The organism is Peribacillus sp. N1 (assembly GCF_054600815.1).
The window spans coordinates 123,501-136,123 of the sequence record NZ_BAAHZO010000001.1 but is presented as its reverse complement, the minus strand read 5'-3'; the positions used below and the strand labels follow the sequence as shown (position 1 = coordinate 136,123).

General features: G+C 39.1%; 11 protein-coding genes. 2 read left to right on the top strand and 9 right to left on the bottom strand.

Translation table 11 applies throughout. The features are described from left to right. The first annotated feature begins 287 nt into the window (after positions 1 to 287). Positions 288 to 1,928 carry a ribosomal protection-like ABC-F family protein gene (abc-f, locus tag ACYP5M_RS00650; protein ID WP_452445461.1) on the top strand — a complete coding sequence of 547 codons (1,641 nt, stop codon included), beginning with the start codon at positions 288 to 290 and terminating at the stop codon, positions 1,926 to 1,928. Between the two features lie 269 nt (positions 1,929 to 2,197). Continuing rightward, positions 2,198 to 3,019, top strand: a complete 822-nt coding sequence (locus tag ACYP5M_RS00645) for a DUF2935 domain-containing protein (protein ID WP_101221560.1) — start codon at positions 2,198 to 2,200, stop codon at positions 3,017 to 3,019. Positions 3,020 to 3,305: 286 nt separating this feature from the next. Here the strand turns inward: ACYP5M_RS00645 and ACYP5M_RS00640 are convergent, their stop codons facing one another. The 9 genes from ACYP5M_RS00640 to ACYP5M_RS00600 all read right to left on the bottom strand — a co-directional run bounded on the left by ACYP5M_RS00640 (position 3,306) and on the right by ACYP5M_RS00600 (position 12,335). After that, positions 3,306 to 3,839 carry an NAD(P)H-dependent oxidoreductase gene (locus ACYP5M_RS00640; protein WP_459734476.1) on the bottom strand — a complete coding sequence of 178 codons (534 nt, stop codon included), beginning with the start codon at positions 3,837 to 3,839 and terminating at the stop codon, positions 3,306 to 3,308. A 197-nt stretch (positions 3,840 to 4,036) separates the two neighbouring features. After that, the gene (locus tag ACYP5M_RS00635) at positions 4,037 to 5,248 is read right to left on the bottom strand and encodes an NAD(P)/FAD-dependent oxidoreductase (RefSeq protein ID WP_459734475.1); all 1,212 of its coding nucleotides are present in this window, start codon (positions 5,246 to 5,248) and stop codon (positions 4,037 to 4,039) included. After that, positions 5,245 to 5,580 carry a (2Fe-2S)-binding protein gene (locus tag ACYP5M_RS00630; RefSeq protein ID WP_434169202.1) on the bottom strand — a complete coding sequence of 112 codons (336 nt, stop codon included), beginning with the start codon at positions 5,578 to 5,580 and terminating at the stop codon, positions 5,245 to 5,247. The genes ACYP5M_RS00635 and ACYP5M_RS00630 overlap by 4 nt, the downstream gene beginning before the upstream one ends. Beyond that, complete coding sequence (locus ACYP5M_RS00625) at positions 5,577 to 5,849, bottom strand: (2Fe-2S)-binding protein (RefSeq protein ID WP_101221556.1); 273 nt, start codon at positions 5,847 to 5,849, stop codon at positions 5,577 to 5,579. The genes ACYP5M_RS00630 and ACYP5M_RS00625 overlap by 4 nt, the downstream gene beginning before the upstream one ends. 296 nt (positions 5,850 to 6,145) lie before the next feature. Further along, complete coding sequence (locus ACYP5M_RS00620) at positions 6,146 to 6,934, bottom strand: aspartate/glutamate racemase family protein (protein ID WP_434169201.1); 789 nt, start codon at positions 6,932 to 6,934, stop codon at positions 6,146 to 6,148. A 72-nt stretch (positions 6,935 to 7,006) separates the two neighbouring features. Continuing rightward, the gene (gene dapA, locus ACYP5M_RS00615) at positions 7,007 to 7,924 is read right to left on the bottom strand and encodes a 4-hydroxy-tetrahydrodipicolinate synthase (RefSeq protein ID WP_434169200.1); all 918 of its coding nucleotides are present in this window, start codon (positions 7,922 to 7,924) and stop codon (positions 7,007 to 7,009) included. Between the two features lie 45 nt (positions 7,925 to 7,969). Then, positions 7,970 to 9,157 carry an NAD(P)/FAD-dependent oxidoreductase gene (locus ACYP5M_RS00610; protein ID WP_434169198.1) on the bottom strand — a complete coding sequence of 396 codons (1,188 nt, stop codon included), beginning with the start codon at positions 9,155 to 9,157 and terminating at the stop codon, positions 7,970 to 7,972. 45 nt (positions 9,158 to 9,202) lie between these two features. Then, entirely contained in the window at positions 9,203 to 10,723 is a 1,521-nt protein-coding gene (locus ACYP5M_RS00605) for an aldehyde dehydrogenase family protein (protein WP_434169646.1), read from the bottom strand. Between the two features lie 130 nt (positions 10,724 to 10,853). Further along, the gene (locus ACYP5M_RS00600; RefSeq protein ID WP_434169197.1) at positions 10,854 to 12,335 is read right to left on the bottom strand and encodes an alanine/glycine:cation symporter family protein; all 1,482 of its coding nucleotides are present in this window, start codon (positions 12,333 to 12,335) and stop codon (positions 10,854 to 10,856) included. Between the last annotated feature and the right edge of the window lie 288 nt (positions 12,336 to 12,623).

Below are 12,623 nucleotides of genomic sequence, written 5' to 3'. Positions count from 1 at the left end.
TAAAAGTATTATGTTGCTTCCTTTTGGTTTCAAAGATTATTTTATGCTATACTGATTTTATTAATATCAGAAGGGATGATGGGTGGCCGATGATTAACTAATCTTATTTTCAAAATTTGAAATCACATATTTCAAATCATACGAAATAGGATTAGTCTGCCCATTTTCTATAAATTGTAGAGCTATCATGAAAATAGCTCTTATTTGATAATGCACAGGTACGGCTAATCCTTCCATAGAACTGGGAGGATTTTTTTTATTCTCCCTTTAAGGAGAGGGATAATTATATGAAAGAACTATTAAAGTTAACCAATATCAGCTTTGAAGTATTGGACCATAACATTTTTGAAAATGTTAATGCTAGTGTTCAACAAGGGGAAATCATCGGTATCATTGGCAAAAATGGTGCCGGTAAATCTACGTTGCTGCATTTAATTAACAATGATTTAGAGCCTGTACATGGACAAATCCAATGGCTACAGCAAGACTTGAAAGTTTTTATGGTTGAACAAGAAGTCGAGTCGCATTCTTCAGAAGATAAAACGCCTACCGAAGTTAAATTACTGGATAAAATGCATGTACCAAGCCATGACTTCCTACAATTAAGCGGAGGAGAAAAAATAAAGGCCCGGCTAGCAAAAGGGCTTTCTAAAGGTGCAGACCTTTTACTATTAGATGAACCTACGAACCATCTTGATGAGGCCAGTTTAGGATTCCTCAATGAACAAATTAAGAATTATAGAGGTACCATTATTTTTGTTTCGCACGATCGTTATTTTTTGGATGCTGTTGCAACGAAAATTTGGTCGATTGAAGATAAAAAGCTAATTGAGCACAGAGGGAATTATTCTAGTTATATGGAGGTTCGCAAACAGAAAAGACTTACACAACAACGTGAATATGAAAAACAGCAAAAAATGGTTGAACGGATCGAGGGACAAATGAATGAAATCACTTCCTGGTCAAAAAAAGCCCATTCACAATCGACGAAAAAGGAAGGAGTTAAGGAATACTATCGCGTGAAAGCGAAGCGAATGGATGCACAGGTAAAATCTAAACAAAAGCGTCTTGAAAAAGAGCTTGAAAAAGTAAAAGCTGAACCTGTTGAATCAGAATATACTGTACGCTTTTCAATTAAAACAAAAAACAAGACGGGAAAACGTTTTTTGGAAGTTAAGAATTTAACTAAGACTTTTAGCGGGCGAACACTGTTTAAAAACGTCAATTTCACGATTCAGCATGGTGAGCAGATTTCCATTATAGGCCCAAACGGCAGCGGAAAGACGACATTATTAAAAATAATTCTTGGACATGAAACTTTTGCGGGCGATGTATGGATTTCACCATCCGCAAAAATAGGCTATTTGACGCAAGAAGTGTTTGATTTACCACTTGAACTTACACCCGCCCAGCTTTTTCATAAAGATACTTTCGAGTCGAGAGGGGACGTTCAAACTTTAATGAAGCATTTAGGCTTCACGGCGTCTCATTGGACAGAACCCATTAAGAATATGAGTATGGGTGAACGCGTGAAATGTAAGTTAATGGAATATATATTGGAAGAAAAAGATGTGCTTATTTTGGATGAGCCGACAAATCATCTGGACTTAGCTTCACGGGAACAACTTGAAGAAACCTTAGCACATTATACTGGAACGCTTATCGTCGTTTCGCATGATAGATATTTTCTCGAAAAAACGACAAGCAGCAAACTTGTCATTTCGAATAATCGCATACAAAAGCAATTGTATGAATCATCATCCTCCAAAAGAGATGATTTGGAAGAACTGCGATTAACACTTGAAACAGAAAGACAGGAAGTTTTGGGAAAGCTTAGCTTTATGACGCCAAATGATAAAGCGTACACGGAACTCGATAAGAGGTTTAATGAGCTTACGAAAAAAATAAATGAACTTGGTGACAAATGACTATCACTGTAACTTAATGTACTGGATGTTAACCCTTAGAAATGAATTAGTTCTAAGGGTTTTTTAGATATTACCCTGAAGTCCTGCCGAACAAAGTACAGTCTCCGATCGTTCAGGAATTTTTTACACACCTTGAACATCAAGAACCAATTGATTTGAGGTGCTAAAAGGATATCCGTAATGATACAATTTGCAAATTGAGCAGAATACTATTGTCCCCTTGTTAATAAGATTGAATGATGGTTATGTTTTAAGAGGGGGCCTTAGTTATGAGTGAGAACGCACAGGAAGCTATGAGGAATAACTCTGGAATGTTTGTTGAACGCTCCTTAGATGAGATTCGTTTTTGGTCAAGAATAATGAAGGAACACTCGTTATTTCTAAGACTAGGTTTTAGATGTGAAGATACACAGTTAATTGAGGAAGCTAATCAGTTTTATCTTTTATTTGAACGGATAGAACAGCAATCCCATTCATTTACAAATCAAGCTGATCCAGAACAAATCAGAAGATTTAACGCGGAGGTGCAACAAGCTGCCACAGGCATATTTTTGTTTAAAAGGAAGGTATTAGGATTAATACTCACCTGTAAACTGCCTGGTGCAAACAACTTCCCACTTCTAGTCGACCATACAAGCAGAGAAGCCAATTATTTTAGAAAACGATTAATAGAATTAAATGAAGGTAAATTGAAACCACTTGCAGATGCCATCATCAAGGAAAATGTATTCTTTTTAAGAATAATGGCGGATCATGCAAAATTCATTGGACATCTCCTTGATCCATCGGAAAGAAAGCTGGTGGATATGGCGCGAAACTTTAGTAATGATTTTGATCAATTAGTCTTTCAAGCCGTAGACTTAGAGTCCATGAAACCGCAATCTCAAACGGCCCCTCTTCTGGATCAATTTCTAGATCAGAACCGTGTGTCCGTCGTATCACTTCGAGACTTTAAGAAAACCGCCAGGGATTTAATCGAAGAATGCAAAATCAAGAGCATCATTCATCCACTATTGGCTGATCACGTTTTCCGTGAGGCCGAACGTTTCCTTGAAATAATCGATATGTTTGAATCCCATCTTACAGGTTAAAAAATACAATTAATTGAGTATGAAGGATATGGAAAATTACAATTATTGGATAAAGAAAATTTGCCCCTCTCGATTTAGAGAAGGGCTTTTATATGTAAAAAGTTAAGACAGGGAATTCACCAATGTATCCATTAACCTAAAATGAAGATTCAATATAGATTTATATTTATAGGACAACCTTCTATTATTTTTGTTTTTATATTTTTTACTTTGTTCTTTCACTAAAAACTTTAAATATACTTTTATTATTATTTGAGCATGAGACACATAGCAAATATAATATTTCTTAGTGTAAAACATCCTTAGTAAAAATATAATCCATATATGCTTTTGCACTTTCTTCAATCTCTTCGTCATTTGCGGTATATGTTCCATTGAAAATAAATGGCGGTAAAAATTTTGTACCTATTAGATTACTTGTTGCTTGGAAAGGCTTTAAGAGTTCACTCATAGAATAATTATTACGCCCACCCGCTTTGTACCTTTCTTTTGCACTTCCAGTCGATACTGCTAAAATGAGCTCTTTATTATGTAATTTATTCCCGTTTGAACCATAAGCCCATCCATGTGTGAGTACCCCATCCTGCCATTTTTTAAGAAGTGGCGGAGAGCTGTACCAATAGAACGGAAACTGCCAAACAATCCGATCATGTTCTTCACATAGCCTTTGCTCTCTTTCAATATCAATTTTTTCATCTGGATATTCCTTATATAGTTCATGAACAGTTACAGCGGGATGCTGCTTCAATTCTCTTAGCCATGTTCTGTTCACAATCGACTCTTCAATATTTGGATGAGCTACAATGACTAAAACCTTCATTTATTAATCCTCCAAGTATAGTTTTTGAAAAACCTTAACCTAACAAAAAACTAATCAGGAATACAATCTTCTGAAAAGTCAACCGACTACGCCCGCATTAGACCTTTTTCTATTACGGGAGGTTGAATTTTTTTTGCATAGCACAAGATATACTTGTATTTAGTAACAACCGACTAACAGTCCCTAATTATCCGCAATCAGACCAAGACTCTTTTCCCACGCTCTTCATAAAATTTATGATGAAGTTCCGTACGTGCTTCTTCAATTCCTGGCTGGAATTGAAGAAGCGCTTTGCGTCGTGTTTCAATAACCTCTGCAATTGCTGCTTTAATCTTTGCATCAGCACGTCCCGCTAATGCATTAAGTTCACCTGCAATCGTAAGTCCAGCCACTGTTCCTTGAGCCCTGGCCACCTTAGCGCTTTCAACTCCTGTGATATTGCCGGCTACATATAAACCTTTTAGATTGGTCTGCATAAATTCATTGTGCAACGGAACATGTCCTCCCAGTTCAGGAACATAGCAGAAAGAGCACCCAGCAACAGCCGCAAGTTCGGACAATGGTGTAAGGCCGCCCGCAATACAGACAAAATCAGCAGATACTGTTTTTTCTGTTCCAGGAACAACTTCTCCGTTAACAGAAATTTCCGCAATTCGGACACCCTCGACTTGGTTTTCTCCATATATTTCAAGAGCGCTTTTACGTAGCTGTATAGGAATACCCCACATTTTAAATCCATTTTTCGGGAAAAAACGCGCACCCAGTTTTGGACTTACCAGCTTTCCTCCAAACCGTAATATAGGTGAAGGAGCTAAATGTGATAGCCTTAGAAGCGATTCCATCATTTTTTCTGGCTGAGCAGCATTTCCAGCTAAAATACCCGCATTAGGAAGTAAAATACTTTCAACATGAACTCCACACAATTGCAATTCTCTCGCAATTGCTACAGAGAGTACATTAACACCAATTATAATCCCTTTTTCTCCCGGCTTCACGCGATGCACGTTTCCCATCACCTGAGCGGCTCCGATCGACATTACTCCTGGAAGAGTCCATCCCGGGATAGGAACAGGAGTTTCTGATGCTCCTGTAGCAAGTAAAAGACATTTTGACTCTATTATTTTATCAGTGGTATACACACACCAGCCATTTTCTATTTTTTTTAAATCATACACGGATATTCCGCAAAGGATATCCACGCCCAGTTGAACGGCTTGGTTATAAAGTTTTTTGGCTTCTTCGATACCATTCACCCATTTACCATCAGGCTCTTCATGCAATTGCCCTAATAAACGGCCTCCAGGCTTTAAAAACTCATCCACCACGCATACTTGTAGCCCATGTTCTGCAGCTGCAATAGCTGCGCCTAGTCCAGCGGGTCCTGCGCCTACAATAACTACATCAATCATAATGTACCTCCTTTTAATAAAGAGGCAGGAAGAGCTGTACCTGATTCAATTTGCATCTCGTTTTCCACTGGTGTTAAACAAGCACGAACTGTATTTTTCCCATTCACCCTTACTCGACATTCAAAACAGTGGCCAATATTGCAGTAAATCCCACGTGGCGTTGCTTTGTCTTCATGAAGGCGAAGAGTTCGAATTCCACATGCGAGCAAGGCAGAGGCAATTGTATCACCAACGCGTGCCGTATATTGTTGACCATCAAAGTAAATCTTAATTTCTTCTTGATTGTTAAGATCCCCGAGAACAGGATGATGTTCCACTCTCATAGAATTCATTCTTTTTCTCCTCCTAAAACACCGAATGAAACAGGGCGAACAGGAGGACGGTAGCTAAGTGGCACTTCATTAGAAATAGCTGGTCCCCCCAGCTGATCTACTAATCGATCAATTACGGTACGGCAAGTGCGCCCTCCACAAGAGCCCATTCCTGCACGTGTTCGCAATTTCACTTCACGTGAAGAACAATGAAACTGTTCAATGGTTTCTTTTATTTCATTCATTGTAATTTCTTCGCATCTGCATACTATTGTATGTTGTTCATTCATTGAACACACCTCCACTACTTTCAAAATAGCCGGTCTATTTTTTTAGGTTTTTTTGAATTGTGTTAGAAACTGCAATTTCTCATAAAAGGAATCTAGTAATTCCTTATAAGTCATTTATTTAGAAGAAAAGACATCAACATTCTTCTAGTGTAAAAATAGATGCGCAACCAACTATTTTTACGCAGAAGAGAACGTTAGATGCCTCATACGTACAATATAGAGCAGCACATCAGAAGATATGTTAAAACCTGGATTTCACTATTTACATGCTACGTTTGTTTGCTTGTCCTTATTTTTTAAATAAAACCATTATATGGTTTCTGACTGGTAGCAAAATGAGCCCATTTGATCATCGTAATGAAATCAAATACTGGAAGCTTAACGGCCCTTTGAATATCAGCTGCATATGGCGGTAAATCACTGCATTCAAGCAGAATGGCTCCAATATCCGGGTTTTCATTTACCATCTTAACAGCCGCTTCTACTACTTCTCTTCTTACTTTTTCGTTATCAAAAGATCCTCTGCTTTCAATAATGGCTGAAAATTCCGGCAATCTGCCTAGATCTTTCACTACACAAATGTTAGGATCATCTATTCCACAGCTTTTAAATAAATTTGGCGTAATTCCATGCGCATCCGCTGTCAACATGCCTATTTTTTGACTTGGTTTCAATCCTGTTTTTATCCAAGGTACTTGAACAACACTTGAAAGATAAACTGGGATATCAACAGCTGCTGCTACTTTGTCTTGAAAGTTTCCGAAAAAACCACATGCTGCACATATGGCACGAGCACCTTCTGCTTCAAATTCTTTTGCTGCTTTTATAATGTCGTCCAGCAGTGTGGGATCACCTGCATGGATTCTTTCTTGGTTACAGTCTGGCACTACTTTTAGCCGTACAGGAAAGTCGTAGGTAGAAAGGTTTGCAACATTTCCAGGTAAAACCGGATACCAGCATTCATCTAAATAAAGTATACCAACTGAATATCCCGCTACATATTGCCCTTTTTTCATGGTGATAATCTGGCTTTCCTTTTCTAAGTAGCCATACTCCCGTTCATTGCCCAATGATTTGGTAGTCAATTACGGCCCCTCCTTATAGTTTCAGAGAATAAAAATGTATTCTCTGAAACTCCTAATCTTATTTTATTCACCTTACGCTTCTGTCAGTGATTTAATTTCATATCCTAACTTGACCAGTTCCTCTTTAAGCATTATTTTCATTTCTTCAGTAGGTTGTGTTAAAGGCTTTCTCACATTTCCTCCTTTAATTCCGATCAAGTCCATGCCTGCTTTTACCGGACCTGGATATGGATTGCCTTCCGCCTCCATTAGGCCATAGAAACCTGATAATTTTCGGTTCAAATCACGTGCAGCATTTATATCACTCTTCTCAACGACCAGTTCGTACAACTCTACAAGTTCCTTAGGAAGCATGTTGACGAGAATTCCAAAAGCACCCTGTCCTCCAATAGAGAAAGTAGGAAGTATAAAGTGTTCTTCACCCGTGAATACAGTAAAGTTTTCGACATCCTTCGTCAAAGCCACAACTTCACATAAGTGACCAAAATCAGCAGATTCTTTGACACTTACAATGTTTTCTTCCTGGCTCAATTCATAAATCATTTCAGGTGAAATGGTAACACTCGTTGCACCTGGATAATTGTAAATGACGATTCCGACATTTGATTTTTCAGCCACTTCCTTGAAAAATTCACGAATTCCTTCTTCACTTGTTTTATGGTAATAAGGAGGCAAAGCCAATCCCCATGTAGCGCCGCATTCTGCAGCATAATTGGCAAGCTCGATCGTTTCCTTGGCAGTTGAGCATCCAACACCTGCCATCACAGGTACTCTTCCTGCGGCAAAATCACAGCCAGCCTTGATTAAACTTTTGCGTTCCTCCAATGACATAACGTGGTATTCTCCTGTTGTGCCTCCAACCAGAAGACCATGGACTCCGCTTTCGACTTGAAAGTCAATTACTTTCTTATAAGACTGGAAATCAATCGTTTCATCCTCATTGAACGGGGTAATTAATGGTACAAAAATTCCTTTAGGTGCAATACTCATAATTTATTCCTCCTGTTTTCTAATATGTAGAACTTACTTTTGTTATTAAACTGCGTTCGCTTTCTTATATCTAGAAAAATTCAGTTTATCAATGTTAAAGTCTGTTTGTTCGCCTGCAATCAACTGCGTTACCATTCTTCCTGTAATGGGAGCCATGCTGATACCGTCTCCTTCATGCCCGCTGGCAATAAAGAAACCTGGTACTTCTTCTACTTCCGATACAATAGGAAGGTGATCCTCAACCCAAGGCCGTACTCCTGCATAAGCTCTTATACAGTTAATTTCCTTTAGTTTCGGCAAAAATCGGATAGCCCTTTCTGCTATTGCGTGCATAACTTCGATTTCGGAATTGATGTTATAACCTTTGAATGCCCTGTGGCCCCCAACCAAGAAGTTATTGGCGTCAGTCGGTTCAATGGTAAAAGCCACATTATGTTTTTCAACTAATTCACTTACGTTTCTTTTAAACTGGATATCTTCGAATTTTGATAACATATATCCGAATTCATGCACTTTCTGGCTGGCTACTTTGAATGGCGTTTTCTCGGAGATCAATACCATTCCTTTTCTTGGCCTGATCGGTATGTAAACCCCTACCATTTCTGCTATCTTAGGTGACCATACACCGGCACAGTTCACAATCCTATTTGTTTTAAATGTGCCCCGGTCTGTCACTACACTTTCAATCCGTCCTTTGACATCCAGTGTAATATTCTGAACAGAATGATAGTCATAAACCTCCAACCCTAGCTTTCTTCCTTCTTCAACAAATGCATAACATAGTTTGTACGGATTCATGGAGGAATCTACTTCTGTCCAAATCCCACCAGCTAAATCATCAGCTAAATATGGTTCAATTTGCTGCAATTCATTTCTATCGACCATGCGCATATCATAACCATCTTTTGCTTGTTGAGAAACATATCCTTTAGCAATTTCGAGCTCTTGATCTGTTTCACAAACATATAAACTTCCTCGTGATGCAAATTCAAAATCTACTGAAAACTCTTTAGCCAATTGTTTGAAAAGCTGGATACTTGCATAACCTATTTCGGTATCAATACCTGGTTTTTTATCACAAATTAGCGCCACTGCGTCACATCTACTGGAAGTACCTGATGCAACACCGCCTTTTTCAATCAATGCAACATCAAGTCCTTTTTTCGCTAAATGATACGCTACGCTAGATCCGATTACTCCTGCCCCAATGACAATGACGTCATAACTTTTCATATATCTGCCTCCTTTCCAAGTAGGATCACTCTCCCTTACTATTATTTATTTCCCCTCAAAAAAACCTGATGGTTCTACTTTTAGATTTATGTTGATTTGCTTTGTTTCAAGGTATTCTTCAAAACCATATGTGCCCAAGTCTCTTCCAATTCCGCTTTGTTTGTACCCGCCCCAAGGCGCTTCGTTAAAAGTTGGGTGATACGTATTGATCCATGTAATTCCTGCACGTAATTGGCGAATGACCCGCTGTGCTTTGGCACCGTCTTGAGAGAAAACAGCTCCTGCTAAACCAAACGCTGTACCATTTGCTAGTTCAATCGCTTCCTTTTCGGTTTTAAACGTTTGAATGGCTAACACAGGGCCAAAAATCTCTTCCTGAACAATACGCATATCAGGGGTCGTATCTCCAAAGATGGTCGGTTCAACAAAATAACCTTTTTCAAAGTCACCTTCGATCATTCGATTGCCCCCACAAAGCAGAGTTGCTCCTTCATTTTTTCCAATTTCAATGTAATTAAGTACGGTGTTCATATGTGCTTCCGAGACTAAAGGTCCCATTTCAATACCATCATTCCAACCTGGACCTATTTTAATCATCTTCGCACGTCTAACTAGTTCAGGTACGAATTTTTCATATAGACTCTCTTCTAATAGTAAACGTGATCCTGCCGAACACACCTGGCCTTGATTTGCAAAAATGGCGTATAATGCATAATCAACAGCCGCATCAAAATCTGCATCAGCAAAGACGATATTAGGGGATTTCCCACCTAATTCCAAACTAATCTTTTTCACTGTATCTGCTGCTGATTTCATCAGTTTAATTCCTGTATCAGTACCGCCAGTAAAGGAGATTTTATCTACATTTGGATTAGAAACTAATTCTGCGCCAACTTTTCTTCCAGAACCTAAAACTAAATTAACAACACCAGGAGGAAAGCCAATCTCATCAATAATTTCAAACAAGCGGATGAGGGAAAGTGGTGTTATCTCTGCTGGTTTCACCACTATTGAGCAGCCTGCAGCGATTGCTGCAGCAATTTTTTGGTTTGCCATTACTAATGGATAGTTCCAAGGAACAATTATCCCCACCACGCCGATTGCTTCACGAACAACCATTGCCTGAATGTCATCCGGCACATCATAAGTTTGGCCATGTGGTTTTGTCGCTAATCCCGCATAGTAACGTAATTGGTTTACTGCGTCTTCAACATCGCCCAGTGACTCCCTTAATGTTTTTCCATTATTCAATGTTTCTAAATAAGCAAATTCTTCTTTTCTTTCTTCCAGCTTATTTGAAATTTGTAGAAGAAGTTCTGCACGATCTCGAGCTCTGCTATTCATCCATCCATTTTCATAGAATGCCTTTCGTGCAGACTCAATTGCTTTTTTAGCATCTTCTTCTGTTCCAACAGTAACTGTTCCAATTAACTCTCCATTTGCAGGGTTAACGATTTTACTTGTTTGATTTGATTCACTTAGAACCCATTCACCGTTAATATACATCTTCTGAGTAGTGTTGCTGCTAGTTAAAACGGATTTAATGTCTGCTGTTTCCAAAATCATCAAGATTCACCTCTTCTATGAAATTACATGTTTTATAACTTTTGTATAAGTTAAAGATAAATTAGATTGCCATATTCTTCATTGGACAGTGTGTAAAATATCTTTCTCAAATTCTTGGACGCATCTGGCATTAACTAAGCTTTCTTTGATCAGATCGCCTAACCGGATCCTCAGTTTCTTTATATTTCCCCTCCCAAAATTCGGCACCTTGGATTCCCAGCTTTGTCGGGTTAAAAACGGGGTCTTTCCCTGCTCTTTTCTGCACTTCATAATCTCTTAACACCCGTAATGCAGGCTTGGTCAGAAGAAAAATCGCAACAAGGTTTACCCAGGCCATGGCCCCCATCCCCAAATCACCCATTGCCCACACAACAGCTGCTGTTTTAACACTTCCGTAAAATGAAGTGATCAATAAGACAACTTTTAAGACATGGTTCGGCCAACTAGACTTTGTTTTTTTGCTTTGTGTCAGAAAAGCAAGGTTTGTTTCTGCTTTGTAATAATAAGACAGCAGCGTGGTAAAACAGAAAAAGAATAAAGAGATCGCCAGGAAGCCCGCACCAAATTGCGGCAGGACAGAATCAACAGCGAGCTGTGTATACACAGATGGCTCAACGTTTCCAATCTTATTCACAATAGGTGCCGCGCCTTCCGGTTCCACATTGTACATACCTGTGATCAGAATCATGAATGCGGTTGCAGAACAGATAAATAACGTATTAATATAAACAGAGAAGACTTGAACCAGTCCTTGTTTAGCTGGGTGGGATACTTCCGCTGCTCCTGATTCAAACGTTTCACTGCCTATTCCAGCTCCACTCGAATAAACCCCTCTTTGTACGCCCCATGCTATCGCAGAACCCATCAATCCGCCGAAAGTGGAGTTTAAATTAAAAGCACTGGTGAAAATCAGCGATAGCACACTGGGAATGTGGGAAAAGTTCAGACTTAACACGATAATACAAACGAGAATATAGCCAAGCGCCATAAACGGAACCATGATTTCTGCGGTTTTGGCAATCCGCTTTACGCCGCCAAAAATGATAAACCCCAGCAGCACAATGATACTGATGCCAGTTAACATAGGAGGCATTCCAAAAGCGCTGTTCATTGTTAACGCCACTGTATTAGCCTGGACACCCGGCCATAAACAGCTCATCACAATTAAAGTGAGAATGGCCGATAAAATGGCAAGCTTCCTGAGCTTCAGTCCCTTTTCTATGTAATAAGGTGTCCCGCCCCGGTACTGCCCATCGATCTTTCTTTTGTAGATCTGAGTAAGCGTAATCTCGATGAACGAAGTGGCGCTGCCCAAAAAGGCGGTAACCCACATCCAAAAAATCGCTCCGGGCCCTCCTAAGGCAATGGCAGTAGCCACGCCTGCTATATTCCCGGTGCCAACCCGGCTGCCCAATGACATAGCCAGTGCTTGAAAAGACGTAACCCCTGCTTTTGAATCTCCTCCTTCGAAGGACAGCTTAATCATGTCTTTCACAAACCTTAACTGAACAAATCGTGTAAAAATAGAAAAAAGCAGCCCCAGCCCTAAAAATCCATACACAAGCAATGGACTCCACACATATCCATTGAGCCAATTTACTAAATTCTCCACAAACAAGCACCTCTTCACTTATTTTTTTGCTCCATCATCCTCCACATAACCTTTAAAATTAATGAAACATTCATTTAAAAATAAAATATTCACAAAATTTTAACATTAGACACTGTGTCAAGCTTTTTAGTTTATTGGTCTTACACCCACCATTTACATTCTTAATGATCTTACTTTTTATAATAAAATGAGAGAAAAACGAACCGTTCATATTCTTCAATTGGAATAAACATCTTTTAAAGTTATTTTTCGCTTCTTCTTATATAGATAAAACGATGGGACTAGGCC